The following is a 26,049-nucleotide window of genomic DNA, read 5'->3' on the forward strand; positions in this document are numbered from 1 at the left end:
GCGGGGGCCGCAGCATGCAAGCCCAAGTTCCCTATCGACTGCGCCTCACCGGCGCGCCCGGCCTGGCCGCGCTGCCCGCCGGGGCCTGGCTGGCACTGCAGGCCGTCGCGCTGTGGCCGCACGGCCGCTGGGCGGCCGGCCGGCTGCTCGACGGCTCGGACGATCCGCTCGGCCTCGCCGCGCTGGCGATGCTGGGCCTCGTGCTCGTTCGCCTGGCGCCGCGGCTGCGCACGGCGCCGCGGCCGGGCTGGTTCGCCGCCAGCGCCGGCATGACGGCAGCGGCCACGCTCGCGCTGTGGGCGCTGCCGCCGCTGGCGGCCGCGGTGCTGGCGGTCGCGGCACTGAGCCTGGCCTTCGCGGCCTGGCGCCCGGACGACGCACCGTGGCTGCCGTTCGCCGGCCTGGCGCTGCTGGCGCTGCCGCTGGTGGCGTCGCTGCAGTTCTATGCCGGCTACCCGCTGCGGCTGCTGACGGCGCAGCTCAGCACCTGGGCGCTGCAGCTCGCCGGCCTGGAGGCCGCGCGCAGCGGCGCGGCGATGACGGTGCAGGGCCAGCTGGTGATCGTCGACGCGCCGTGTTCGGGCGTGCAGCTGGTGTGGCTGGGCTACTTCTGCGCCTGCGCCGCGGCGGCGTGGACCGGGCTGCGCGATGCGGTGCTGCTGCGCCGGCTGCCGGTGGTCGGCCTGCTGGTGCTGTGCGGCAACGTGCTGCGCAACACGCTGCTGGTCGCGCTGGAGGCGCGGCCCCAAGGCCTGGGCGAGGCCGCGCACCAGGCGATCGGCCTGGGGGTCACGGCCGCGGTCTGCGCCGCCGTGCTGGTGTGGACTGTGCGTGAACAGGAGAAGGAGCTGCGCCATGCAGACCGTCATTGAGTGCCGGCACCACGAGCCGCTGGCGCGCTGGGGCGCGGCGGTGCGGCGCCGCGCCGCGCCGCTCGGCGGTCTGGTGCGGCTGGGTGCTGCGGCGCTGCTCGTGGCCTGCGCGCTGGCGCCGCTGATGCGCGATGCGGCGCCGGCCGAGGGCGCGCTGCGCGCCGTGGAATGGCCGCGCCAGTTCGACGGCCGCACGCTGCGCCCGCTGGCGCTGAGCCCGGTGGAGCAGCGCTTCGCCAATGCCTTCCCCGGCGCGATCGGCCGCTTCAGCGACGGCGAGCGGCTGCTGGTGCTGCGCGACGTGCAGCGGCCCACGCGCATGCTGCACCCGGCGGCCGACTGCTACCGCGGCCTCGGCTACAGCATCGCCGCCGCGCGCCTGGAGCGCGACGCGCAGCAGCGGCTGTGGCGCTGCTTCGAGGCCGAGCGCGGCACGCAGCGGCTGCGCGTGTGCGAGCGCATCGCGGATGCAGAAGGCCAGGCCTACACCGACACCTCGGCGTGGTTCTGGGCCGCGGCGCTGGGCCGCTCCACCGGGCCGTGGCAGGCGGTGACGACGGTGGCGGTGGTTGATGGTGGAGAGATGCGATGAAGAACCTCGTTGGGTCGGATGCTCGCCGCTGCAGCCTCATCGCCCTCACCCTCCTCGCCACCCTGCTCGCGCTGACGGCGGCACTCTTCGCCGTGGCCTGCCACGCGCTCGCGCCGCAGCCCGGCGAGTGGTCGCACACGCTGCGCATCGGCCCGCGCGGCTGGCAGTTCGAGCGCCCGATCAGCGTGCCGGCGCTGCTGCGCGTGGCGACGCATCCGCTCGGGCTGGCGCTGCTCGACGGCCGCAGCACCGACACGCCGCTCGGCCGCTGGACCTGGCAGCGCGTGGCCCCCGACCGCCTGGCCGGCCGCTGCGCGCCGTGCCGCCTGCCGTTCGACGCGCTGGGCCCGCAGCCGCTGCTGCTGCCGCAGGCCGAGCTGCAGCTGCAGCGCGTGGCGCAGGAGCGCTACCGCGGCACGCTGACGCTCGGCGAGGGCGAGCAGGCGGTGGTGCTGAAGGGCCGCGCCCAGCTCACGAGCACCAGCCTGGTGATCGACGCCGAGCTGGCCGACACCGCGACGGCCGATGTCTACGCGGCCTTCGGCGCCGATGCGATTCCCGAACTGCGACGCGCGCACATCGACGGCCGCGTCGCCGCGAAGCTGAACCTGCGGCTGCCCGAACGGCGCCTGGTGGTGCAGCCGCGCATCGACGGCTTCGAGGTCAGCGGTCTGGGCACCGAGGCCCTGCTCGACGCCGAGCCGGCCATGGCCTGTGCGTCGCGGCAGACGGCCGGTGACGCCGGCACGCGCGTCATCGGCTGGCTGCCGCGCGCGGTGGTGGCGGCCGAGGACCAGCGCTTCGCCGAGCACGCCGGCTACGACCTGCCGCAGCTGCTGGCCGCGTGGTCTGCCAACCAGAAGCCGCCGACTCTGGCAGCGGGCGGCGTGCGACCGCAGGGTGCGAGCACGCTGACGCAGCAGCTCGCCAAGCTGGTCTACACCGGCGACGAGCGCTCGGCGGTGCGCAAGCTGCGCGAGCTGCTCTACGCGGTGGAGATGGAGCGCACGCTCGGCAAGGGCCGCATCCTGCAGCTCTACCTGGCGATCGCGCCCTGGGGCGAGGGCGTGTGCGGCGCCGAGGCCGCGGCGCGCCATTACCTGCGCAAGGGCACGGCGCGGCTCACGCCGCTGGAAGCCGCCTGGCTGGCGAGCCTGCTGCGCGCCGCGCCGGCGCCGGGCGCCCTGGCGGGCGTGGACACCGAGCGCGTGGGCTGGGTGCTGACCAGCCTGCGCGGGCCGCTGCCGGCCGAGCGGCGGGCGGAGCAGATGGAGGTGCTGCGCAGCGGGTGGCAGCCGCCGGCGCGGCGGTGAGCCACTCCCTCTCCCCGCGGGCGGGGAGAAGGCTGGGGTGAGGGGCCGTCGTGCGCCTCGATCCCACCCTCACCCCGGCCCTCTCCCGCCTTGCGGGAGCGGGGGTGATGCGTCGCTGTGCAGCCAGGCGTGCACCACGGGCTGCAGCTGCCCGGCCTGCGCCGCGGCCCACAGCAGCGGTGCCGCGGCGACGCGCGTGCCCGGTGCGGCGTCGCGCCATTGCCGCAGCCCCTCGAACACGAAGGCCGCCACCGCCCCGGCGCGCAGCGGTCGCTCCTGCTGCGGGATCATGTAGCGCAGCTGCGAGAGCATCCAGCGCGCCAGCCGCTGCGGCCAGCTGTTCGGGGTGAGGGCCACGGCGTCCTGCGTCGGCCGCACGAACAGCAGGCGCTCGAAGCCGAGCGCGGCGACCGCCTGCTCGTCGAGGTTGGCCAGGCCGTGTTGCAGCGCCTGCGGCAGCAGCGCCGGGGCGATGGGGCACACGACCACCAGCGTGTGCACGCCGCTGGCGCGCAGGCGCGCCGCCAGCGCGGGCAGGGCCTGGGGCTCGGGCAAGTGGTAGGCCTCGTCGCGGCCGTAGTGGTCGCGGCCGCGGTCGAACACCACCACGGCGATGTCGTGCGCTGGCAGCGCGGCGGTGTCGTCGTCTCCGCAAGGCACGGCGTGCAGCCGGCGCAGCCCGGCCTGCAGCGGCGCGCGCGTCAGCACGCCCACGCGGGCGTAGCGGCCGTGGGCGAGCGCCTCCCGCAGCATCTCGCGCCCGAGCGGGCCGCCGGCGCCGGCCACCAGCAGGCGGGGTGGCGGGGGCGCCGGCGCCTGCGCACGGGTGGCGGCCTGCAGCGCGGTGGTCGGATCGAGTGCGAAAGAGGGGTCCACAGTGGTTACGATGCTAAGCGCCGCTTGAACCCGGCGCAGCCGACGGCATCTGCGCAGCACCGGTGCCGAAGACTGCCGCGCGCCGCCCCGAGTTCGCACAGAAAGGACCACCCCATGCTCCGACGCCTTCTCGCTGCCCTGATGCTGCTCGCCACGCTGGCGCTCGGCGGCTGCGGCTACAACGACTTCCAGCGCCTCGACGAGGCGACCAAGAGCGCCTGGGCCGAGGTGCTGAACCAGTACCAGCGGCGCGCCGACCTGATCCCCAACGTGGTGGCCACCGTCAAGGGCGAGGCCAACTTCGAGCAGGAGACGCTCACGAAAGTGGTGGAGGCGCGTGCCAAGGCCACCAGCATCCAGGCCACGCCGGAGCTGATCAACAACCCCGAGGCCTTCCAGAAGTTCCAGGCCGCGCAGGGCGAGCTGAGCGGCGCGCTGTCGCGCCTGCTGGTGGTGACCGAGAACTACCCGAACCTGAAGGCCAACCAGGGCTTCCAGGACCTGCGCGTGCAGCTCGAGGGCACCGAGAACCGCATCACCGTGGCGCGCAACCGCTACATCAAGGCGGTGCAGGACTACAACGTGCTCGCGCGCAGCTTCCCCAGCAACCTGACCGCGATGGTGTTCGGCTACGCGGCCAAGCCCAACTTCACGGTGCAGAACGAGGCGCAGATCTCGGCGCCGCCGGCGGTGAGTTTCGAGAAGCCGGCCTCGAAGTAGGACCGTGATGCGACACGGCTGGCGGCGCGGGCTCGCAAGCCTGGCGCTGGCGCTGCTGGTGGGGCCCTGGAGCGCGAGCGGCGCCCAGGACCTGCGGCCGGTGCCGGTGCTCAGCGCCAGCGTGATCGACCAGACCGGCACGCTGACGCGCGCCCAGGTCAGCGCGCTGGAGGCCAAGCTCGCCGCCTTCGAGCGCGAGGCCGGCTCGCAGCTGGTGGTGCTGATCGTCGTCAGCACCCAGCCCGAGGACATCGCCGCCTACGCGCAGCGCGTCGGCGAGAGCTGGAAGATCGGCCGGCGCGAGGTGGGCGACGGGCTGATCGTGCTGGTGGCCAAGGACGACCGCAAGGTCCGCATCGAGGTGGCCAAGGCGCTGGAGGGCGCGGTGCCCGACCTGGCGGCCAAGCAGATCATCGACCGCGCGCTGACGCCGGCCTTCCGGGCCGGCGATTTCGCGGGCGGTCTGAACGCCGCGGTCGACCAGCTCGCGGCGCGCATCCGCGGCGAGGCGTTGCCTGCGCCGGGCTCGGGGCCGAAGGCGGCCGAGCCGGGCGCGCAGTGGCAGGACTTCGCGATGTTCTTCCTGCTCGCGGTGCCGATCGCCGGTGCCGTGCTGACCGGCGTGCTGGGCCGCAAGCTCGGCACGCTGGCCACCAGCGCCGGGGCCGGCGGCCTGGCCTGGGCGGTGTCGGCCAGCCTGCTGGTCGGCGGCGCGGCGGCGCTGGTGGCGCTGGTGCTGGTGGGCGTGCTGGGCCTGGGCGCGGCGCGGCGGCGCGGCCTGGACACCGGCGGCCACGGTGTGCCGCCCATCATCTGGGGCGGTGGCGGCAGCAGCGGCGGCGGTTGGGGCGGCGGTGGTGGGTTCTCGTCGGGTGGTGGCGGCGATTTCGGCGGCGGCGGCGCGTCGGGAGACTGGTGATGAGAGACCGGCTGATCCGCCTGCTGCGCCATTGCTGGCTCGACGAGGACGACGCGCGCCGCGCGCTCGGACCGGTGGCGCTGGAGCGCATCGAGCAGCGCGTGCGCGCCAGCGAGGCCGCGCACAGCGGCGAGATCCGCGTCTGCGTGGAGGCCGGGCTGCCGCTGGGCTACCTGTGGCGCAACGTCGACGCCCACGATCGCGCACTGTCGCTGTTCGGCAAGCTGCGCGTGTGGGACACCGAGCACAACAACGGCGTGCTGATCTACCTGCTGCTGGCTGACCACCGCATCGAGATCGTGGCCGACCGCGGCCTCACGCGGCACGTGGACGCGGCGGGCTGGCAGGCCATCGTCGATGGCATGGGCGCGGCGTTCCGCGAGCGGCGCTTCGAGGACGGGCTGCACGCCGCGATCGACGCCGTGGATGCCGTGTTGCGCGAGCACTTCCCGGCGGCGCCAGGGGGTGGCAATCCGAACGAATTGCCGGACACTCCGGTGCTGCGCTGACCGACCCGCAAGACTCCTGCCCGAAAGACCCCCAACGATGCGTTCGTACTTCGCCTGGATCGCGGCCGCCCTGCTGGCCGCACCGGCCCTCGCGGCCGACCACCCGTGGCTCAGCTCGCCGCTGCGCACCCAGCAACCCGAGACCTACTTCACCAACCTGCGCGACGGCGACAGCATCGAGACGCCCTTCGTGCTGAAGTTCGGCCTGTCGCGCTACGGGCTCGCGCCGATCGTCAAGCCGGTCGACGGCGCCGGGCACCACCACCTGCTGGTCAACCGCGACCTGCCGCTCGACTTCACCCAGCCGCTGCCCTTCAACGACCAGTACATCCACTTCGGCAAGGGCCAGATGGAGACGGTGCTGACCTTCGTGCCCGGCACCTACACGCTGCGGCTGCTGCTGGCGGATCACAAGCACATCCCCTACTTCGTCTACAGCAAGCCGATGAAGATCACGGTGACGAAGAAGAACGACGACGTCGACCCGAAGACGCTGATCCAGCCCGGCGTCGCGATCCTCGAGCCGCGCAGCGGCGAGCCGCTGCGCACGCCGTTCCGGGTGCGGCTGCACGCCTCGGGCCTGAACGTGGGCCACGTGGACATCCAGGACAAGGGCGTGGGCCACTTCCGGCTGGTCGCCGAGCGGGCCGGCGCGCCGACCGAGCGCATCGACCTCGTCAAGGGCCTGACCGAGGTCTGGCTCGCGCCGCCGCCGGGCACCTACAAGTTCAGGGTCGAGCTGCTGCAGAACGCCGACCAGCAGGTGATGGCCACGTCGGCGCCGGTCGAGATCGAAGTGCCGCGCTGAGGGCCGCGGGCGCTCCGGGGCTTCTTCTTCAGCCCGGCTCGCGCATCGAGCCGGCCACCAGGTCGAAGCGGAACAGACGGCACTCGATCGGGCCGTTCCACATCGGCACGCGCCGGCTCTCCTTCAAGCGCATCGCCTGCGGCAGCTTCATGTCGGGGCTGAGCACCCAGGCGGTCCAGCCCGGGTAGGCGCGCTTCCAGTGGGTGGCGAGGCGGGTGAAGAACTCGTGGGCCGAGGCGCCGTCCTCGAAACCCTCGCGCGCGGCGGTCGGCGGTGCACGCCGGCCGGCCCCGTCGCCGCGCGAGCCCTTGGGGTCGATGCGCTCGCCATAGGGCGGGTTGAGCATCAGCGTGCCGCGTTCGGCGGGGGCGGTGCGCTGCAGCGCGTCGACCGTCTTCAGTTCGATCGCGGCGGCGACGCCGGCGCGTGCCGCGTTGCGCGCCGCGAAGTCGGTCATGCGGAAGGCCACGTCGCCGGCGAAGATGGGCACCGCGCTGGCATGCACGGCCGCCCGCGCGGCCTCGCGCAGCTCGCGCCACAGACGCTGGCTGCCGGCATCGCGGAACGGCCCGAGGCGCTCGAAGGCGAAGCGCCGCAGCGAGCCGGGAGCGATGCCACAGGCGATCTGCGCCGCCTCGATCGCGATCGTGCCGGAGCCGCACACCGGGTCGAGCAGCGGGCCGTCGGCCTCGCGGCCCTGCCAGCCGGCGGCGGCCAGCATCGCGGCGGCCAGCGTCTCCTTCAGCGGCGCCTCGCCCTGGTCCTCGCGCCAGCCGCGCTTGAACAGCGCCTCGCCCGAGGTGTCGACGTACAGCGTGGCGTGCTCGGGCGCCAGGTGCAGCAGCAGCGGCAGGTCGGGGCGGCGGGTGTCGACGCTGGGTCGCGCGCCGAGGGCGTCGCGCATCGCGTCGCACACGCCGTCCTTGATGCGCAGCGCGGCGAAGTTCAGGCTCTTGAGCGGCGCGCGCTGGGCCGTCACGTCGACCTTCAGAGTCTGTTTGGGGGTGATCCAGTCGGGCCAGCGCGGGCTGCGGGCCAGCGCGTACAGGTCGTCCTCGCTGCGGTAGGGCGCATCGGCCACCTGCCACAGCACGCGCTGGGCGAGCCGGCTGCCGAGGTTGAGCGCCATCGCCTCGCGCGGGCCGCCGTGCACCAACACGCCGCCGCGCTGCGTCCGTGCCGCCGCGCCCGGCAGCAGCCGGGCCACCTCGTCGGCGAGCAGCGCCTCGACGCCGGCCGCGCAGGGGAGGAACAACGAGGACGGCGGGGCGTCGGGCGGGAGGACGGCGTTCATGCGTGCAGAGGGGTTCGAGGGTTGCGCCCGCGCGTCGGTCGACGCCGCGCGAGGCCCTGGGTGCCGGTGGGGCCCGGGACCTCGTCGTCACATCATCGTGCGCCGCAGGTTGGCCGGCGCGATCTTCAGCGCCTCGCGGTACTTCGCCACCGTGCGGCGCGCCACCTGGATGCCCTGCTCTTCCAGCATGCTGCTGAGCTGGCTGTCCGACAGCGGCTTCTTGGCGTCCTCCGCGCTGACCAGCTGCTTGATCAGCGCGCGCACCGCGGTGCTCGATGCGTTGCCGCCGGCCTCGGTGTTGAGCGAGGAGCCGAAGAAGTACTTCAGCTCGAAGGTGCCGTAGGGCGTGGACATGTACTTGGCGGTGGTCACGCGCGAGATGGTCGACTCGTGCAGGCCCAGTTCGTCGGCGATCTCGCGCAGCACCAGCGGCTTCATCGCGATCGCGCCATGGCTGAAGAAGGCCTTCTGCCGCTCGACGATGGCCTGCGACACGCGCTGGATGGTGTCGAAGCGCTGCAGGATGTTCTTCATGAACCAGCGCGCCTCCTGCAGCCGCGAGCTCAGGCCCGCGCCCGATTCGGTGCGCGCGCCGCGCTGCTGCTTGATGGCCTGTGCGTAGAGGTCGTTGATGCGGAGCTTGGGCATCACGTCGGGGTTGAGCACGACGCGCCAGCCGCGGCCGGCCTTCTGCACGATGACATCGGGCACGATGATGTTGGCCTCGGCCTTGGTGAAGGGCCGGCCGGGCTTGGGCTCGCAGCGCACGATCAGTGCCTGCGCGGCCTTCAGCAGCTCCTCGTCGGCGCCGGTGGCGGCCATCAGCTTCTTGCCGTCGCGCCGCGCCAGCAGCTCGAGGTGGTACTTGCAGATCAGGATCGCGATCATCTGCGCCTCGCAGCGCGGTCCGGCCCGCAGCTGCAGCGTCAGGCACTCCGACAGGTCGCGCGCCCCCACGCCCAGCGGCTCCAGGTTGTGCAGCCACTTCAGCGCACAGCGCAGGCGGTCGAGCAGCTCCTCGACCGCGATGTCGTCCTCGTCGCCGGCCAGGCGCTGGGCGATCTCTTCCAGCGGGTCGGCCAGGTAGCCGTCCTCGTCGAGCGATTCGATCAGCACCATCACCGCGCCGCGGTCCTCGTCGCTCAGGCGCATGCCGCGCAACTGGTCGCGCAGGTGGTCCTGCAGGCTCACCCCGGCGCTGCTGCGCTCCATGGGGTCGAACTCGTCGCTGTCGTTGTTGCCGGCCTTGCCGGGCGTCTCGCGGATGCCGTCGAAGTCCTCGCGCTCGGTACCGTTCTCCCAGTCCTCGCGCTCGGTGGTGCCGAACTCGGCCGCATCCACCGCGACCGGCTCGGGGTCGGCGGCCGCCTCGGACCCCGAGCCCTCCCAGGCCTCGTCGGCCTGGCGTTCGGAGACCGTGGCGCGCTCCACCGGCGCGTCGAACGGCGTCGGCGCATCCTCCTCCACTTCGAGGAAGGGGTTCTGTTCCAGCATCTGCTCGACTTCCTGGTGAAGCTCGAGCGTGGAAAGCTGCAGCAGCCGGATCGACTGCTGCAGCTGCGGCGTGAGCGCCAGATGCTGCGAAAAACGGACCTGCAGGGAAGGCTTCATCACATCCTGAAGTGCTCGCCGAGGTAGACCTTGCGGACGTCGGCGTTCTCGACGATCTGCTCGGGGGTGCCTTCGGCCAGCACGCGTCCTTCGCTGATGATGTAGGCGCGGTGGCAGATGCCCAGGGTCTCGCGCACGTTGTGGTCGGTGATCAGCACGCCGATGCCGCGGCTCTTGAGGAAGCCGATGATTCGCTGGATCTCGATCACCGCGATCGGATCGACGCCGGCGAACGGCTCGTCGAGCAGGATGAAGCGCGGCTGCGTGGCCAGCGCGCGGGCGATCTCGACGCGCCGCCGCTCGCCGCCCGACAGGGCCGGTGCCGGGCTGTCGCGCAGCTTGTCGATCGACAGGTCGTGCAGCAGGCCGTCGAGCAGCTCGTCGATGCGTGCCTTGGTGTAGGCCTTGCCGCGCTCGTCGAACTGCAGCTCCAGCACCGCGCGGATGTTCTCCTCGACGGTGAGCTTGCGGAAGATCGAGGCCTCCTGCGGCAGGTAGGACAGCCCGAGGCGCGAGCGCTGGTGGATCGGCAGGCGCTCGATCGGCGCGCCGTCGATGCGGATCTCGCCGGCGTCGGCGCGCACCAGGCCCACGATCATGTAGAAGCTGGTGGTCTTGCCGGCGCCGTTCGGGCCCAGCAGGCCCACCACCTCGCCGGCCGCGACGGCGAGGTGCACGTCCTTGACGACCTTGCGGGCGCCGTAGCTCTTCTGCAGTCCGCGAGCCTCCAGGCGGCTCGCCATCGCCGTGTTCATGGCCGCGTCCCCGCCCCGGAGTTGGGCGCCGAGGCCGGGTTCTCGCGCGGCGTCAGCACCCCGCGCACCCGGCCCGGCGCGGCCGCGGAGGCCGGGCCGCCGAGCACCTGGAACACCTCGGTCACGTTGTCGTAGGAAATGGTGTTGCCGGCCACCTCGTCGGCCAGCGTGCTGCCGCGGAAGCGCCGCAGCACGGCCTGGTTCACGAGCCGCACGGTGTCGCCGCGGCCGTCGTACTCGAGGCGCTCGGCCTCGCCCTCGATGTACTCGTCGTTGCTGCCGCGCTTCTGGCGGAAGTAGGCGCGCTTGTTCGGCCAGCCGGTCGCCACCGCGGACTGGTAGCCCTCGGGACTCTGGCGCACCTCCACGCGGTCGGCGCGGATGACGATGCTGCCCTTGGTGATCTCGACGTTGCCCGACAGGATGTTCAACTGCTTGACCTCGTCGACCCGGGCCGAGTCGGCGGTGAAGGCCAGCGGCTGGCTGCGGTCAGCCTTTTCGGCGGCGAAGGCCGGCAGCAGGGCCAGCCCCAGCACCGCCAGGACGGCCCGGCCAACAGGCTGCGCCAGCAAGGTGCACCGCGATGCAGGATAGGGGGTCGGAGCGGACATGGAGGGAATCGGCATGAATCTTGCTGCCGATTCTAGGGTGAGTTCGACCGCTTGCCACGGCCGGCCGCCGCTCCGACGGCCGCTGTCGCGTCGACGCCAAACGAGGGTCAGCCGCTCTTGCGGATCTGGGCGATCAGGTGGTCGGTGATCGCCAGCGCGCGGTCGTTGCTGCCGGCCAGAGAACCCGACGTGTAGTAGGACCCGTTGATGCCGATCGCCGGCGTGCCGTCGATCTTGTAGCCGGCCGACAGCGCGGCGGCCTGGCGGGCCTTGGTCTGCACCGAGAACGAGTTCATCACGTCGAGGAACTTGGCCTTGTCGACGCCATTCTTCGCCACGAACTCGCCGATCGCCTCGGGCGTGTTCAGCGGATTGCGTTCGACGTGCATCGCGGTGAAGACCTTGCGGTGCAGGGTGTCGACCAGCCCCAGGGCCTCGATCGCGAAGTACAGCTTCTGGTGCAGCACGAACGGCACCTCGCGGAAGGCGACCGGCAGGCGCCGGAAGGTGATGTCCGGCGGCAGCTTCTTGACCCAGGCCTCGAGCATCGGCTCGAAGGCGTGGCAGTGCGGGCAGCCGTACCAGAAGAACTCCACGACCTCGAGCTTCTTCGGGTCCTGCGTCGGCTGGCGCTGCGACAGCTTCACGTAGTCCTTGCCCTCGACCGGACCGCCCTGGGCGTGGCCGAAGGCCGGCAGCAGGCCGACGCAGGTGGTGGCCAGCGACAGGGTCGTGAAGTCACGACGGTTCATGAGCATCCTTTCAGCGTTCAGACAGACGCAGCGGTGGAGTCATCCCCACGCCGCGAAGTTCATTTCTGCACCCGCACCAGCGCCGACACCATGCCGGCGCCGTCCAGCGTTTCCTTCACCTTCTCGGCCTCGGCGCGCTGCACGAACGGGCCGACGCGCACACGGTACATCGTCCGGCCCGATTGCTCGCGCTCGGTGATCTTGGACTCGAAGCCCTGGATCGCCAGCTTGGCGCGCTGCGCCTCGGCTTCCTCCGTGCGCGCGTAGGCGCCGGCCTGCACGAAATAGACAAACGCCTCGGACGCGCCGGTGGTGGACAGGTCCGGGCCGGGCCGGGCCGGGCCGCCGCCGAGGATCGCGGCCGGATCACGGCCGTCGGGCGCCGGCCGTGCCGTGCCGGTGGCCGGACCCGAGGCCGCGGGAGCCACCGCGACACCGGCGCCGGAGGCGGCTGGCGCCGGCTTCTTGCCGTGCAGCGGCGTGTTGGGATCCCAGTTGCGGTTGCGTTCGGCCTCGGCCGCGTCCTGCTCCGCGGTGCGCTGCGGGACCTTGTTGATGAACGGGATCGGCACCTTGGTGACGTACAGCGCAACGCCCAGCGCCAGCGCCAGGCCGATCAGCAGGCCGGCGATCAGGCCGACGATGAAGCCACCGTGCTGCGACGAGCGACGAGAGAAGGGGAAGAAGGGCATGGCAGCTCCGGTCACATCCTGTCGGGGGCGCTGACGCCGAGCACCGCCAGGCCGTTGCGCAGCACCTGCGCGGTGGCGGCGAGCAACGCCAGCCGGGCGCGGCTCAGTGCCGGGTCGTCGGTGAGAAAGCGCTCGGCCGCGTAATAGCTGTGGAAGGCGCCCGCCAGATCGCGCAGGTAGAAGGCCACGTCGTGCGGCGCCAGGCTCTCGGCGGCGCCGCTCAGCATCACCGGGTAGGCGGCCAGCTTGAGCATCAGTGCGGCCTCGGTGGGGGCCACCAGCCGCGCGAGATCGGCCTGGGCCAGCGCGGCCGGGTCGCCGGCCTGCTGCTCGCGCCACTGAACGATGACCGAGCAGATGCGCGCGTGCGCGTACTGCACGTAGTAGACCGGGTTCTCGTCGTTCTTCTTCAGCGCCAGGTCGACGTCGAACACGAACTCGGTGTCGGCCTTGCGGCTGATCAGGAAGAAGCGCACCGCATCCTTGCCGGTCCAGTCGATCAGGTCCCGCAGCGTCACGTAGCTGCCGGCGCGCTTGGAGATCTTGACCTCCTCGCCGCCGCGCATCACGGTGACCATCTTGTGCAGCACGTAGTCGGGGTAGCCCGCCGGAATGCCCACGTCGGCGGCCTGCAGCCCGGCGCGCACCCGCGCGATGGTGCCGTGGTGGTCGCTGCCCTGGATGTTGATGACCTTGTGGTAGCCGCGCTCCCACTTGTTGACGTGGTAGGCCACGTCGGGCACGAAGTAGGTGTAGCTGCCGTCGGACTTCTTCATGACGCGATCCTTGTCGTCGCCATAGTCGGTGGTACGCAGCCACAGCGCGCCGCCGTCCTCGAAGGTCTTGCCGGCCGCGACCAGCTTGCCCACCGTGGCCTCGACGCGGCCGGTGGCGTAGAGGCTGGATTCGAGGAAGTAGTGGTCGAACCGGACGCCGAAGGCCTGCAGGTCGAGGTCCTGCTCGTGGCGCAGGTAGGCCACGGCGAACTGGCGGATGCCGTCCAGGTCAGCGGGGTCGCCGGAGGCGGTGAACTCGCGGTCGTCGGCCTTGACGGTCTTGCGGGCCAGGAAGTCGGCGGCGATGTCGGCGATGTAGTCGCCGTTGTAGGCGCTCTCCGGCCAGCCCGGGTCCCCCGGCTTCAGGCCCTGGAGGCGGGCCTGGGTCGACGCGGCGAGGGTGCCGATCTGCACGCCGGCGTCGTTGTAATAGAACTCGCGCGTGACCTGCCAGCCCTGGGTCTCGAACAGTTTGCAGATCGCATCGCCGAGCGCCGCCTGGCGGCCGTGGCCGACGTGCAGCGGGCCGGTGGGGTTGGCGGAGACGAACTCGACCAGCGCCCGCTCGCTCGTGGCCGGCTGGCGGCCGAACCCGGTGCCGCCGGCCAGCACCTCGGCGACGATCTGCTGCTTGGTGCTGTCCTTGAGCCGCAGGTTGATGAAGCCGGGGCCGGCGATCTCGAGCGCCGCGACCCAGCGCTGCACCGCTTCACGGCGCTGCAGCGCGTCGATCAGGGCCTGGGCCAGCTCGCGCGGATTGCGCTTGAGCGGCTTGGCGAGCCGCATCGCCGAGGTGATGGCGAGGTCGCCGTGGGCGGCCTGTTTCGGACTCTCGAAGGCGGCAATCGGGGGCTGCTCGGGCGCCAGTTCGGCGAGTGCATCGCCGAGGGCCGCCAGGAGCTCTTGCTGGGCACGGATCATCGCCGGATTCTAGGGGCGGGGTCGGCACGCGATCGATGGGCACTCCTTCACGGCGGGCGGGCCGGCGAGCGTGGCGTGCCCGTCCCTGACATCAGGGCGGTGGAAAGATGCGGCCACACTTGCCTCCGCCATGAGCCCATCCCCCGCTTCCGCCGACGTCCTGCCCGAACGCATCGGCAAATACCGTGTGCTGCGCAAACTCGGCGAGGGCGCGACCAGCGAGGTCTTCCTGTGCCGGGACGACTTCAACGAGCGCGACGTCGCCGTCAAGCGCGTGCGCGCCAGCGCGCTGGCCGACGTGAGCGACGGCGCGCTGCACGCGCGCTTCTTCGCGGCCGAGGCCGCGCTGGTCGGGCGGTTGCAGCACCCCAATGTCGTGCAGATCTTCGACGCGGTGCCCGACCCGACCGAGCCCTACGTGGTCATGGAGCATGTGGCGGGCACCACGCTGCGGCCGTTCTGCCGCGCCGACCAGCTGCTGCCGCTGGACCAGGTGGTGGAAATCGGCTTCAAGTGCGCGATGGCGCTGGGCTACGTGTCGCGCCAGGGCCTGATCCACCGCGACGTGAAGCCGGCCAACCTGCTGGCCAGCACCAACGCGAACGGCGACATCGTCGACGTGAAGGTCAGCGATTTCGGCAGCGTGCTCAACCTGCAGGCCGACACGACCCAGGTGTTCCGGGTCGGCTCGCTGGCCTACATGTCGCCCGAGCAGCTCGATGGCGGCACGCTCGACGCCCGTGCCGATGTCTACTCGCTCGGTGCGGTGCTCTACCACCTGATCGCCGGCCGCCCGCCGTTCGACGCGAGCGCGCAATCGGTGCTGATGGCGCAGATCTACAGCGCCCAGCCCGCCTCGCTGTGCGGCCTGCGCGGCGGGGTCGAGCCGGCGCTCGATGCGGTGATCCAGCGTGCGCTCGCCAAGCGCGCCGACGACCGCTACGCGGACTGGGACGAGTTCGCCCAGGCGCTGTCGGCGCTGGTGGCCAACCGCCAGGTGCCGCGCGGCCAGGTCCAGGGCGTGCTCGACTCGGAGCGCTTCACGCTGCTGCGCGCGCTCGAGTTCTTCAGCCAGTTCGGCGACGTCGAGCTGTGGGAGGTGGTGCACCGCTGCGCCTGGCAGCGCTATCCGCTGGGCCACCTGATCTACCGCCGTGGCGAGGAGGGCAACACCTTCCACATCATCGCGGAGGGGGCGGTCGACGTGTACCGCGACAGCCAGCGCGTGGCGCACCTCGGCGCGGGCACCTCGGTCGGCGAGATGGCCTACCTGGCGCCCAATCCCGAGCTGCGCCGCCACAGCACCGACGTGACGGTGGTCGCGCCGGCCACGATGATCTCCTTCACGCCGGACTCGATGGCGCGGCTCAGTCCCGGCTGCCGCCACCTGTTCGACGAGGCCTTCATCCGCGTGCTGGTGCGACGCCTGCACGTGGCCCACGAGGCGCTGGCGCATCCGCGGCGCATCGCCTGATCGGACGTCCAGGCTGACAGCCAGCCATCGCCGGGTCAACGCCGGTCGCGCGCCGCCTTTCAGGCGCTTGTGGTGCGCACGGGGGCCATGCTTCAATGGCCGCGGCGGTGCCCGCCGCATGCCCCGACCCCAAGCGAAGGAGATCCGATGAAGAAGCTGATCAACGCTGCGGCCCTGTGTGCGGCCGCCTTCGTGCTACCCGCCCATGCCGCCGACGCGGCGGCGTCCGCGCCGACCGCGCAGCAGACCAAGATGTCCACCTGCAACAAGGACGCGGGCGAGATGAAGGGCGACGAGCGCAAGGCCTTCATGAAGAAGTGCCTGTCCGCCAAGCCCGCCACCCAGCAGGACAAGATGAAGAGCTGCAACAAGGACGCCGGCGAGATGAAGGGCGACGAGCGCAAGGCCTTCATGAAGGAATGCCTCAGCAAGTAGCCGCCGTTGCGCGACGGCCACCGCCCCGGCTCAGTACACCTCGAGCCGGCGTGCGCCGTCCTGCAGCACGATCTGCCCGAACTCGCTGAGGCCTTCGCCGTGGCCGAACAGGCTCACGCCGATCAGCCACACGCGCGTCACGCGCGCCGGGACCCGGTCGCCGATCGCCCGGCGATAGAGCGCGTGCAGGTTGACCGATTCCTCGACCCAGCGGCCCAGATCGGCGCTGCCTGAGCGGGCGACCACGTGGGTCTCGCGGTCCTTCCAGGCCGGCAACGGGCAGGCGAAGATCTCGCCGACCGGCAGGCTGTGGCTCCACAGGAAGGTGAGGTCGCGGCCGTCGTCGAACTCCACCGCGATGCTCATGTAATCGTGTGTCGGCACCTGGTTCTCGGGCGCCCGGGCCGGCAGGCGCTCCGCCTTCCAGCGCCAGCGCAGCACGGTGTCGGGCGTCAGTTCGAAGGGGGCCTCCTTCTGCAGGATGCCGACATCGTCGCGGGTGTGCAGTCGGATTGCGCGGGGCGGGTGGCCAGGGCCGGTGGGGTGTTCGACCTCGGTGAAGATCTCGGCCGGGCCCAGTTCCCACAAGTAGTGCCAGTCGTCCGGTGGCGGTGTGGTGCCGCCACCCAGGCGCTGGACTTCGGCCGCCGCCAGGGGCCCCACCACCGTGGGCAGCGTGGCGAGCCGCTGCAGTTCGGACCCGATGTGCACGCCGGCGCGCCACTGCAGCAGCGCGACGCTGACGCCGCCGCCGGCATCCGGGTTGGCCGCGGCCGGCTCGCCTGCGTAGCGGCCGGTCTCGTCCAGCCAGCGCAGTCCCGGATAGAGCTTGAGCTGCAGCGTCCCCGCGCGGTCGGCGGTCACGGTGTCGGTCGCGCGCTCACCGCGGAAGATCGGGCCCTGGTCACCGATGCGGCCCCAGACGGCCATCGGGGCGTCGAGCGACAGCGCGTAGGCGCGTGACCACCACACCCGCCCGCTCTTCAGCAGCGTGACGCGGTCGCCGGGCAGCAGCGTGAGGCCGGTGTCCAGCCAGGGGCCGACATCGCCGCTCAGGTGCAGCACCTTGAGCCCCACGATCGCCTGCCCGGCCTGGGGCGCGACGGCCTGCCGCACCGCCGTCTCGAAGGCGCCGTGGTCGACCGCGGACGGTGGGGGCGGTGCGGCCGCGGCGATGCCGGCGGCCCACAGCACGAGGGCGAGGAGGGGACGTCGTGCCGCCGGGAGCGGGAATGTCATGAGGCAGTCTCCTGTAGGGATCGTGGCGGCGCCGCGCTGCGGCTGGCCGGCCCGGCGCGATGCCGGGCCACGTCACCTTAGGAGCCAGGGGGCCGGATGCCGCAGAGCAGATTGCCCGCGGCGGGCCGGGAAGATCGCCCCCGGTGCGATTCAGGGCATCGCGGGTGACCAATAGGTCGAATCGCCGTAGGTGTGCTTCAGGAAGTCGATCCACAGCCGCACGCGCAGCGGCAGGTGCTTGCGCTGCGGGAATACCGCGTAGATGCCGTTCGGCGGCGCCGCGAAGTCGTCGAGCAGCGTGACCAGCGCGCCGCTGGCCACCTCCTGCTCCACCTCCCAGGTGCTGCGCCAGGCGATGCCGTGGCCGGCGAGGCACCAGTCGTGCAGCACCTGGCCGTCGGAGCAGTCGTAGCGGCCGCTCGGCCGCAGGTGCGTCAGTTCGCCGTCGACGCTGAACGCCCAGCCGCGCGCCTGGCTGGCGTTCGAACTCAGCGTGAGGCACTGGTGGCGGCCCAGTTCGCCGGGATGCTGCGGCGTGCCGGCGCGCTGCAGGTAGGCCGGCGCGGCCACGCACAGGCGGCGGTTGTCGGCCAGCCGCAGGCTGACGAGGCTGGAGTCCGGCAGGTCGCCGACCCGCACCGCGCAGTCGTAGCCCTCGTTGACGATGTCCACCACCCGGTCACTGAGGTTCAGCGACACCGACACGTCGCGGTGCGCCTCGGCGAAGCGCGGCACCAGCGGCGCCACGTGGCGCCGGCCGAAGCCGGCCGGTGCGGTGAGGCGCAGGTGGCCGCTGGCCTTCACCCCGCCGGCGCTGACGCTGGCCTCGGCGTTGGCCAGGTCGGTCAACAGGCGCTGGGCGTCCTCCAGGAAGGCGCTGCCTTCGTGCGTCAGCGTGATGCGCCGGGTGGTGCGCACCAGCAGCTTCACCCCCAGGCGCTCTTCCAGTGCATCGATGCGGCGGCCGATCACGGCCGGTGCCACGCCCTCGGCGGCGGCGGCAGCGGTCAGGCTGCCCTTGGTGGCGACGGCGGCGAAGGATTCGATCTGCTTGAGGCGATCCATGGCGGGCAAGTGGGGCGGATTCGGGGCAGATTACTGATGCTCCAGTAAAAGATCAAGCGCGAATCGGTCGCTAAATGCGCACCCAGGTTCGTAATAAAGTGGCTTCTCGATGAAGTCACCCAAGCCGTCCCCATCCGTCCAAGCCGTGCTGTTCGACGCCTACGGCACGCTGTTCGACGTCTACAGCGTCGGTACGCTGGCCGAGCAGCTGTTTCCCGGCCAGGGCGAGGCGCTGGCGGTGCTGTGGCGCGACAAGCAGATCGAGTACACGCGCCTGGTGTCGATGAGCCAGCGCTACCGGCCGTTCTGGGAGCTCACGCGGGCGGGTCTGCGCTACGCCTGCGCGCGGCTGCAGCTCGACCTGACCCCGGAGCGCGAGACCCAGTTGCTCAACCAGTACCGCCACCTCGGTGCCTTCCCCGAGAACAAGGCGGTGCTGACGGCGCTGAAGGCGCGCGGCGTGACCACCGGCATCCTCAGCAACGGCGACCCCGAGATGCTGGGCATCGCGGTGCGCAGCGCCGGCTACGTGGACGACAAGGGCCAGGGCCTGCTCGACCACGTGCTCAGCGTCGAGAGCGTGCAGCGCTTCAAGACCGACCCGGCTGCCTACGCGCTGGGCCCGCAGGCGTTGGGCATTCCGGCCCGGCAGATCCTGTTCGTTTCCAGCAACGGCTGGGACGCGATCGGCGCGACTTGGTACGGTTACTGCACGCTGTGGGTGAACCGCTTCAAGCTGCCGCTCGAGGCCCTCGACACCGAGCCGACGCGCACCGGCAGCAGCCTGCGCGACGTGCTCGACTTCTTGCCCAAGACCTGAAACTCCCCGTCCCTAGGAGCTGACCATGACGACCCTCCAACTGCCCGCCGGCCTGCAGATCAACGCGGCGATCCTGCCGGGCTTCGAGACCATCCTCACGCCGGCGGCGCTCGAGCTCGTGGCCAAGCTGCACCGCGCCTTCGAGCCCCGCCGCCAGGAACTGCTGGCCGCGCGCGTGGCACGCGTGAAGCGGCTCGATGCCGGGGAGCGCCCCGATTTCCTGCCGGAGACGAAGGCCATCCGCGAAGGCGACTGGAAGATCGCGCCGATCCCGAAGGCGCTGGAGTGCCGTCGCGTCGAGATCACCGGGCCGGTCGAGGCCAAGATGGTCATCAACGCCTTCAATTCGGGCGCCGATTCGTACATGACCGACTTCGAGGACAGCAACTCGCCGGTCTGGGCGAACCAGATCCAGGGTCAGATCAACCTGTACAAGGCGATCCGCCGCACGCTGACGCTGGGCCAGGCGGGCAAGACCTACAAGCTCAACGACAAGATCGCGACGCTGCAGGTGCGCCCGCGCGGCTGGCACCTCGACGAGAAGCACGTGCTGGTCGACGGCCAGCGCGTCTCCGGCGGCATCTTCGACTTCGCGCTGTTCCTGTTCCACAACGCCAAGGAGCAGATCGAGCGCGGCGCCGGCCCGTTCTTCTACCTGCCGAAGATGGAGTCGCACCTCGAGGCGCGGCTGTGGAACGACATCTTCATCGCCGCGCAGAAGGAGATCGGCCTGCCGCAGGGCACGATCAAGGCGACGGTGCTGATCGAGACCATCCTCGCCGCGTTCGAGATGGACGAGATCCTGTACGAGCTGCGCGAGCACAGCGCCGGCCTGAACGCCGGCCGCTGGGACTACATCTTCTCGTGCATCAAGAAGTTCAAGAACGACCGCGACTTCTGCCTGGCCGACCGCGCCAAGGTCACGATGACCGCGCCCTTCATGCGCGCCTACGCGCTGCTGCTGCTCAAGACCTGCCACAAGCGCGGCGCGCCGGCGATCGGCGGCATGAGCGCGCTGATCCCGATCAAGAACGACCCCGAGAAGAACGCCATCGCGATGGCCGGCATCATCAAGGACAAGCGCCGCGATGCGAACGACGGCTACGACGGCGGCTGGGTCGCGCACCCGGGCCTGGTCGAGTCGGCGATGAAGGAGTTCGTCGACGTGCTGGGCGACCGCCCGAACCAGATCGAGCGCCAGAAGCCCTACACCCACATCACCGCCGAGCAGCTGCTGGAGTTCGCGCCGGAGGCCCCGATCACCGAGGCCGGCCTGCGCATGAACATCAACGTCGGCATCTACTACCTGGCGTCCTGGCTGGCCGGCAACGGCTGCGTGCCGATCTACAACCTGATGGAGGACGCCGCCACCGCCGAGATCTCGCGCTCGCAGGTGTGGCAGTGGATCCGCAGCCCCAAGGGCGTGCTCGCCGACGGCCGCAAGGTCACCGCCGACATGGTGCGCAAGATGGTGGCCGAGGAGCTCAAGGGCATCAAGGACGCCGGCTACGAGGGCCAGACGGTCGACCGCGCGGCCGAGATCTTCGAGCAGATGAGCACCCAGGATGCGTTCGCCGAGTTCCTGACGCTGCCGCTGTACGAAGAGATCTGACCGAGGCCGTGAAGGACGGGCTGCGGGGCAGCCCGTCCCCGCCGTGCACCGCGACGCGGCGTGCCGCGGTGCGCACGGTTCGTGCATGAGTGCGGGTTGACACCGAGTCGACCATGCCCGACGAACCCTGCACGCGCATCCTCATCGTCGGTGCCGGCTTTGCCGGCACCCAACTCGTGCGCTCGTTGCACCGCCGGCTGCCGCCCGGCGTGGAAACGACGCTGCTCTCCGACGAGAGCTACACCACCTTCAATCCGATGCTGCCGGAAGCGGTGGGGGCTTCGGTCTTCCCGGAGCAGGTGGTCGTGCCGGTGCGCGAGATGACGCGCCAGGGCGGCGCCTGCCGCTTCATCATGGGGTCGGTGACGCAGGTCGATCTGACCGCGGGACGCCTGGTCTGCCGCACGCTGGCCGGCGAGCGCGAACTCGCCTACGACCACCTGGTGCTCGCGGTCGGCAACCGAGCCCGGCTCGACCTGCTGCCCGGCATGGCCGAGCACGCGCTGCCGCTGAAGACCGTGGGCGACGCGATGCACATCCGCAACACGGTGCTGCGCCGGCTCGCCTGCATCGAGCTGGAGGACGACGCGTCGGCGCGCCGCGCGCTCGGGCACTTCATCGTCGTCGGCGGCGGCTTCTCGGGTGTCGAGGTGGCCGGCGAACTGGTCGACTGCCTCGCGAGCATCCGCCGCTACTATCCGCGCGTGGCGGCCGACGAACTGCGCGTCACGGTGCTGCAGGGCCTGGACCGGTTGCTGCCCGAACTGTCGCCCCGGCTCGGCGTCGCCGCGCTGAACTCGCTGCGCGAGCGCGGCGTGGACGTGCGGTTGATGGCCCGGGCGACCTGCATCACCGCCGAGGGCGTGCAACTGGGCGACGGGGAATTCATCGAGGGGCGCACCGTGATCGGCACCATCGGCACCGCAGCCAACCCGCTGCTCGCCCGGCTGGGCCTGCCCCTCAGTGGGGGTCGCGTGGTGGTGGCCGGTGACCTGTCGGTGCCGGGCTATCCCGGGCTGTGGGCGGTGGGCGACTGCGCCTGCGTGCCCAACGCGCTGGACGGCAGCACCGCACCGCCGACGGCGCAGTTCGCGGTGCGCGAGGCGCAGCACCTCGCGCGCAACCTCGGCGCGGTGGTGACCGGGGCACCGACCACGGCCTTCCGCTACCGCTCGCGCGGCATGATGGCATCGATCGGTCACCTGAAGGGCGTGGCCGAGGTCGCCGGCCTGCCACTCACCGGCTGGCCGGCCTGGCTGGTGTGGCGCGCCTACTACCTGTCGCAGATGCCGTCCTTCGGGCGGCGCCTGCGCATCTTCTTCGAGTGGTTCTGGGGCATGTTCTACCCACCCGACATCACCCACCTCCGCTTCACCCGCAGCGCCGAACTCGGCAGCGACGAGGAGCGGCGGCAACGCGAGGCCAGTGCCACTGCGGCCGCGATGGTGTGAAGCGGCATTGCGTGCGAGCGCCGCGCCGGGCCGCTGTGTTGCGCTCGTGTCCCCCGCGGTCCGCCCTGCGGGCGGACCGCTCCTCCTCTACCTCGCTCCACACAGCGGCCCGTCACGGCGCTTCAATACACGGTGGACTGCGAGGGTTTGAAGACCTTCGCATGCCACGGTTGTGCGTGCGACCGGGGCGTCGGGTGAATGGCGAAGAGAGGTAAAGGAGGAGCGGTCGGCCCGTGGGGCCGGCCGCGGGGGACACGAACGTAGCCGTTCACCCGGCGGCCTGGTCTGCAGCGCGCGGTACGAGCACGCAATGCGACGCAAGAGCCCGCCGCACATCGAATTTCGTCACGGTGCATCCCGGCGGCTGCATCCGCAGGACTCTCGGCTCCGTAATACCGGAACCATCGGCCGGTGCATCGCGCCGCGCCTGCCGCGTTCCCCTGAATCCCACCATGCCCACCCACGCCTCGCCCTGCTGGTACGCAGCCTCGGCATGTGCTGACAGAATCGACGCTCATGTCCAGCAGTCCCCCCCGCCGCACGGCCGATCCTTTCGACTACGAGTCGGCGCTCGAAGCCTGCGCCCGTGGCGAACGCTTCGCGCTGCGGGCGCTCTACGAGCGCGAGGCGCGCTGGCTGCTCGGCGTGGCATTGCGCATCGTGCGGGACCGCGACATCGCGCACGACGTGCTGCAGGACGCCTTCCTGCAGGTCTGGCAGCGGGCGTCGAGCTACCAGCGCGCGCTCGGGTCGGCGCGCGGCTGGATCTACACCGTGGTGCGTCATCGCGCGCTCGACGAGGTGCGCCGCGCGCGCCGCGAGACGCCGGTGGGCGACGAACTCGAGGCGCTGGCCGACCAGCATGCCGCATCGGACGCAGCGCATGAACTGCCGCACGCCGATGCAGCCTCGCTGTCGCGCTGCATGGAGACGCTGGACGAGCGCAAGCGCGACTGCATCGTCTACGCCTTCGTCGAGGGCTACACCCACGAGCAGATCGCGCAGCAGACCGCCACGCCGGTCGGCACCGTCAAATCGTGGATCCGTCGCGGTCTGCTGTCGCTGAAGGAGTGCCTGTCGTGAGCCTCGACGATCCGCACGAGCGCAGCGCCACCGCCGGCGAGTACGTGCTGGGCACGCTGGGCGCGTCCGAGCGTGCCGAGTTCGAGCGTGCGCTGGGCGGGGATGCTGCGCTCCAGGCCGAGGTCTACGCGTGGCAGGACCGCCTGCTCGGCCTGGCCGGGCGTGTTGCGCCGGCCGAGCCGGCGGCCGGCCTGTGGCCGGCCATCGAAACCCGCTTGCACGCCGGTCCGGCCACGTCGGCGGAGATTCCGACGCATCCTGCGGCCATGCCGGCTGCCAACGACCCGGCCTGGCGCCGCCTGCGGCGCTGGCAATGGACCAGCGGCCTGGCGATCGCCGCCTCGCTGGTGCTGGCCACGCTGCTGGTGCTGCGCGCGCCGGCGCCGGCCGACGCGCCGCGCTACCTGGCGGTGCTGCAGGCGCCGGGCAGCAACACCACCGGCTGGGTCGTCGAGGCCACCGCCGGCGGGCAGTTGCGGTTGGTGCCGGTCGGCACGACCGAGGCCGTGCCGCCGGGCAAGGCGCTGCAGTTCTGGACCAAGGCCGAAGGCGCCGCCGGGCCCACCTCGCTCGGGCTGGTGCGGGCCGGGCAGGTCACCGAGCTGCCGGTCGCGACGCTGCCGACGCTGGAGGCGAGGCAGTTGTTCGAGCTCACGCTGGAGCCCGAGACCGGCTCGCCGATCGGCCGGCCGACCGGGCCGATCCTGTTCGTCGGCCGCTCGGTGCGCCTGTAGCGGCAGGCGCCGCCCTGACGCCTGGAGACTTTCTCTTGAGCCCGCACGACCCGCCCTTCCGTCCTGTCCACGCCTGCGGGCTGCATCGTGCGCTGTTCGGCCCCGAGTCGGCGGCGGGCCAGGCCGAACCGGGCCGTGGCGCGGCGGCGTCGGGCATCGAACAGAGCGGCTTCGACCGCTCGGTGCGCGCGCAGGACGACCTGTTCCGCCATGTCAACGGCGGGTGGCTGAAGCACACCGCCATTCCCACCGACCGCGCCTCCACCGGCGCCTTCATGCAGATCCACGACCGCATCCAGGACCAGTTGCGGGCCCTGATCGACGAGGCGGCCGCCGAGGGCCGGGACGGCGCGGCGCGGCAGATCGGCGATCTGTACGCCAGCTTCATGGACGAGGCCGCGATCGAGGCGCGTGGCCTCGCGCCGCTGCAGGACGAGCTGGCGGCCGTCGCCGCGATAGCCGATCGCGCGCAGTTCGGTGCGTGGCTCGCCGACGCCGTCAGCGCCGGCCTGGGTGTGCCGCTGGCCCTGCACATCGGCCAGGACGATCGCGATTCGACGCGCTACGTGCCCTTCCTGTCGCAAGGCGGCCTGGGCCTGCCCGATCGCGACTACTACCTGCTGGAGGACAACGCGCGTTTCGGCGAGGTGCGCGCGCAGTACCGGGCGCACATGGCCGCGATGCTGGTGCTGGCCGGCGAGCCTGCGGCCGCGGCCGAGGCGGCGGCGCGGGCCGTGCTGGCGCTCGAGACCGAGCTGGCCCGGGCGCAGTGGTCGCGCGTCGAGAACCGTGACCCGGTGAAGACCTACAACCGCTGCGACTTCGCCGCGCTGCGCGCGCTGGCCCCGGCGATCGACTGGGACGGCTTCGCCGCGCGCACCGGCCTGGCCGGTCGCGCCGGATGGCTGGTGGTCGGCCAGCCGAGCTACCTGGGCGCGCTGTCGGCGCGGCTCGCCGACGCGCCGCTCGACGCCTGGAAGGCCTATGCGACGCTGCGCGTGCTGTATGCCTACGCGCCCTTCCTGGGTCGCGCGATCGTCGACGCCCGTTTCGCCTTCACCGGCACCGTGCTGCGCGGCACGCCGGAGAATCTGCCGCGCTGGAAACGCGGTGTCGCGCTGGTCGAGGGCTGCCTCGGCGAGGGCCTGGGCCAGCTCTACGTGGCCCGGCACTTCCCGCCGGCCCACAAGGCGCGCATGGAAGCTCTGGTCGCGCAACTGCTCGCGGCCTACCGGCGGAACCTCGACACGCTGGACTGGATGGGTCCGGCCACGCGCGCCCAGGCGCAGGCCAAGCTGGCCCGGCTCGTGACCAAGATCGGCCACCCGGTGCGCTGGCGCGACGACCGCGCGCTGGAGATCCGCCGCGACGACGTGGTCGGCAACGTGCGGCGCGTGCGTGCGTTCGAGCACGCGCGCCAGCTCGCCCGTCTGGGCCAGCCGATCGACCGCGACGAGTGGGGCATGACGCCGCAGACCGTGAACGCCTACTACAACCCGTCGATGAACGAGATCGTGTTCCCGGCGTCCATCCTGCAGCCGCCGTTCTTCGACGCGGACGCCGACGACGCGGTGAACTACGGCGCGATCGGTGCCGTCATCGGTCACGAGATCAGCCATGGTTTCGACGACATGGGCAGCCAATACGACGCCGACGGCAACCTGCGCGACTGGTGGACTGCCGAGGACCGCGCCCGCTTCGCCGCCAAGACCGGCGTGCTGGTGGCCCAGTACGGTGCCTATGAGCCGCTGCCCGGCTATCCGATCGACGGCGCGCTGTCGCTGGGCGAGAACATCGCCGACAACGCGGGCCTGGCGATCGCCTTCCAGGCCTACCAGCATTCGCTCGGTGGCCGGCCGGCCCCGGTGATCGACGGGTTGGAGGGAGCGCAGCGCTTCTTCTACGGCTTCGCGCAGGTGTGGCGCGGCAAGCAGCGCGAAGCGGCGCTGATCGAGCAGATCAAGTCCGGCCCGCATGCGCCCGGCGAGTTCCGCGCCAACGGCACGGTGCGCAACCATCCCGGCTTCTATGCCACCTTCGGCGTGCGGCCGGGCGATGCGCTCTACCTGCCCGAGGCGCAGCGCGTCTCGATCTGGTGAGGCGCGGGCTTTCTAG

The 26,049-nt window shown here is 71.7% G+C and carries 25 protein-coding genes; 15 read left to right on the forward strand and 10 right to left on the reverse strand.

The window, feature by feature from the left end; translation table 11 throughout:
• Positions 1-14: 14 nt before the first annotated feature.
• Genes xrtQ through C1M51_RS09955 form a run of 3 tightly spaced genes read left to right on the forward strand, consistent with a single transcriptional unit; the run spans position 15 to position 2,777 of the window.
• Positions 15-872 carry an exosortase Q gene (xrtQ, locus tag C1M51_RS09945; RefSeq protein WP_129449443.1) on the forward strand — a complete coding sequence of 286 codons (858 nt, stop codon included), beginning with the start codon at positions 15-17 and terminating at the stop codon, positions 870-872.
• Entirely contained in the window at positions 856-1,464 is a 609-nt protein-coding gene (locus tag C1M51_RS09950; RefSeq protein ID WP_129449445.1) for a hypothetical protein, read from the forward strand. The genes xrtQ and C1M51_RS09950 overlap by 17 nt, the downstream gene beginning before the upstream one ends.
• Complete coding sequence (locus tag C1M51_RS09955) at positions 1,461-2,777, forward strand: biosynthetic peptidoglycan transglycosylase (RefSeq protein ID WP_129449447.1); 1,317 nt, start codon at positions 1,461-1,463, stop codon at positions 2,775-2,777. The genes C1M51_RS09950 and C1M51_RS09955 overlap by 4 nt, the downstream gene beginning before the upstream one ends.
• A 69-nt stretch (positions 2,778-2,846) precedes the next feature.
• On the opposite strand, the gene C1M51_RS09960 is transcribed toward C1M51_RS09955, so the two are convergent.
• On the reverse strand, positions 2,847-3,653 hold the full coding sequence (locus C1M51_RS09960; protein ID WP_129449449.1) for a hypothetical protein: 807 nt from the start codon (positions 3,651-3,653) through the stop codon (positions 2,847-2,849).
• 114 nt (positions 3,654-3,767) lie between these two features.
• On the opposite strand from C1M51_RS09960, the gene C1M51_RS09965 reads away from it, so the two are divergent.
• Genes C1M51_RS09965 through C1M51_RS09980 form a run of 4 tightly spaced genes read left to right on the forward strand, consistent with a single transcriptional unit; the run spans position 3,768 to position 6,609 of the window.
• Entirely contained in the window at positions 3,768-4,373 is a 606-nt protein-coding gene (locus C1M51_RS09965; protein ID WP_011827746.1) for a LemA family protein, read from the forward strand.
• Positions 4,374-4,380: 7 nt separating this feature from the next.
• Positions 4,381-5,292 carry a YgcG family protein gene (locus C1M51_RS09970; RefSeq protein WP_129449451.1) on the forward strand — a complete coding sequence of 304 codons (912 nt, stop codon included), beginning with the start codon at positions 4,381-4,383 and terminating at the stop codon, positions 5,290-5,292.
• Positions 5,292-5,801: a TPM domain-containing protein gene (locus C1M51_RS09975; protein ID WP_129449453.1), complete on the forward strand. Its 510-nt coding sequence runs from the start codon at positions 5,292-5,294 to the stop codon at positions 5,799-5,801. Before C1M51_RS09970 ends, C1M51_RS09975 begins: the two co-directional genes overlap by 1 nt.
• Positions 5,802-5,838: 37 nt before the next feature.
• Positions 5,839-6,609, forward strand: coding sequence for a DUF4399 domain-containing protein (locus C1M51_RS09980; protein WP_165349671.1), 771 nt, complete (start codon positions 5,839-5,841; stop codon positions 6,607-6,609).
• A 28-nt stretch (positions 6,610-6,637) separates the two neighbouring features.
• Here the strand turns inward: C1M51_RS09980 and C1M51_RS09985 are convergent, their stop codons facing one another.
• From C1M51_RS09985 to argS, 7 genes are all read right to left on the reverse strand, one after another.
• Positions 6,638-7,903: a class I SAM-dependent RNA methyltransferase gene (locus C1M51_RS09985; RefSeq protein WP_129449457.1), complete on the reverse strand. Its 1,266-nt coding sequence runs from the start codon at positions 7,901-7,903 to the stop codon at positions 6,638-6,640.
• An 87-nt stretch (positions 7,904-7,990) separates the two neighbouring features.
• A complete protein-coding gene (locus C1M51_RS09990) occupies positions 7,991-9,514 on the reverse strand; it encodes an RNA polymerase factor sigma-54 (RefSeq protein ID WP_129449459.1) in 1,524 nt (507 codons plus the stop codon).
• Positions 9,514-10,269, reverse strand: coding sequence for an LPS export ABC transporter ATP-binding protein (gene lptB, locus C1M51_RS09995; RefSeq protein ID WP_011827750.1), 756 nt, complete (start codon positions 10,267-10,269; stop codon positions 9,514-9,516). The genes C1M51_RS09990 and lptB overlap by 1 nt, the downstream gene beginning before the upstream one ends.
• Entirely contained in the window at positions 10,266-10,880 is a 615-nt protein-coding gene (gene lptA / locus C1M51_RS10000; protein WP_242499645.1) for a lipopolysaccharide transport periplasmic protein LptA, read from the reverse strand. The genes lptB and lptA overlap by 4 nt, the downstream gene beginning before the upstream one ends.
• Before the next feature lie 107 nt (positions 10,881-10,987).
• Positions 10,988-11,632 (reverse strand): thiol:disulfide interchange protein DsbA/DsbL, encoded by a 645-nt coding sequence (locus C1M51_RS10005; RefSeq protein WP_129449463.1) that lies wholly within the window; start codon positions 11,630-11,632, stop codon positions 10,988-10,990.
• A gap of 59 nt (positions 11,633-11,691) precedes the next feature.
• Entirely contained in the window at positions 11,692-12,324 is a 633-nt protein-coding gene (locus C1M51_RS10010) for an SPOR domain-containing protein (RefSeq protein WP_129449465.1), read from the reverse strand.
• A gap of 11 nt (positions 12,325-12,335) precedes the next feature.
• The gene (gene argS, locus C1M51_RS10015) at positions 12,336-14,021 is read right to left on the reverse strand and encodes an arginine--tRNA ligase (protein ID WP_129449467.1); all 1,686 of its coding nucleotides are present in this window, start codon (positions 14,019-14,021) and stop codon (positions 12,336-12,338) included.
• A gap of 130 nt (positions 14,022-14,151) precedes the next feature.
• Here argS and C1M51_RS10020 point away from each other — a divergent pair, with 130 nt between their 5' ends.
• Complete coding sequence (locus C1M51_RS10020) at positions 14,152-15,495, forward strand: serine/threonine-protein kinase (RefSeq protein WP_129449469.1); 1,344 nt, start codon at positions 14,152-14,154, stop codon at positions 15,493-15,495.
• A gap of 147 nt (positions 15,496-15,642) precedes the next feature.
• On the forward strand, positions 15,643-15,930 hold the full coding sequence (locus tag C1M51_RS10025) for a PsiF family protein (RefSeq protein ID WP_011827756.1): 288 nt from the start codon (positions 15,643-15,645) through the stop codon (positions 15,928-15,930).
• Between the two features lie 30 nt (positions 15,931-15,960).
• On the opposite strand, the gene C1M51_RS10030 is transcribed toward C1M51_RS10025, so the two are convergent.
• Both C1M51_RS10030 and C1M51_RS10035 read right to left on the reverse strand, forming a co-directional pair.
• Complete coding sequence (locus C1M51_RS10030) at positions 15,961-17,169, reverse strand: DUF3047 domain-containing protein (protein ID WP_129449471.1); 1,209 nt, start codon at positions 17,167-17,169, stop codon at positions 15,961-15,963.
• 150 nt (positions 17,170-17,319) lie between these two features.
• Positions 17,320-18,234: a LysR family transcriptional regulator gene (locus tag C1M51_RS10035; RefSeq protein ID WP_036248993.1), complete on the reverse strand. Its 915-nt coding sequence runs from the start codon at positions 18,232-18,234 to the stop codon at positions 17,320-17,322.
• Between the two features lie 109 nt (positions 18,235-18,343).
• On the opposite strand from C1M51_RS10035, the gene C1M51_RS10040 reads away from it, so the two are divergent.
• The 6 genes from C1M51_RS10040 (at position 18,344) to C1M51_RS10065 (ending at position 26,033) form a co-directional block, all read left to right on the forward strand.
• Positions 18,344-19,054, forward strand: coding sequence for a haloacid dehalogenase type II (locus tag C1M51_RS10040; RefSeq protein WP_129449472.1), 711 nt, complete (start codon positions 18,344-18,346; stop codon positions 19,052-19,054).
• A 25-nt stretch (positions 19,055-19,079) separates the two neighbouring features.
• The gene (gene aceB / locus C1M51_RS10045; RefSeq protein ID WP_129449474.1) at positions 19,080-20,666 is read left to right on the forward strand and encodes a malate synthase A; all 1,587 of its coding nucleotides are present in this window, start codon (positions 19,080-19,082) and stop codon (positions 20,664-20,666) included.
• Positions 20,667-20,779: 113 nt separating this feature from the next.
• Complete coding sequence (locus C1M51_RS10050; RefSeq protein ID WP_129449476.1) at positions 20,780-22,117, forward strand: NAD(P)/FAD-dependent oxidoreductase; 1,338 nt, start codon at positions 20,780-20,782, stop codon at positions 22,115-22,117.
• 516 nt (positions 22,118-22,633) lie between these two features.
• Positions 22,634-23,200, forward strand: a complete 567-nt coding sequence (locus tag C1M51_RS10055) for a sigma-70 family RNA polymerase sigma factor (RefSeq protein ID WP_129449478.1) — start codon at positions 22,634-22,636, stop codon at positions 23,198-23,200.
• Positions 23,197-23,934: an anti-sigma factor domain-containing protein gene (locus C1M51_RS10060; protein WP_242499646.1), complete on the forward strand. Its 738-nt coding sequence runs from the start codon at positions 23,197-23,199 to the stop codon at positions 23,932-23,934. Before C1M51_RS10055 ends, C1M51_RS10060 begins: the two co-directional genes overlap by 4 nt.
• A 35-nt stretch (positions 23,935-23,969) precedes the next feature.
• Positions 23,970-26,033 (forward strand): M13 family metallopeptidase, encoded by a 2,064-nt coding sequence (locus C1M51_RS10065; protein ID WP_129449482.1) that lies wholly within the window; start codon positions 23,970-23,972, stop codon positions 26,031-26,033.
• Positions 26,034-26,049 lie beyond the last annotated feature (16 nt).

This window comes from Methylibium sp. Pch-M (assembly GCF_004136295.1).
Taxonomy (GTDB): domain Bacteria; phylum Pseudomonadota; class Gammaproteobacteria; order Burkholderiales; family Burkholderiaceae_C; genus Methylibium; species Methylibium petroleiphilum.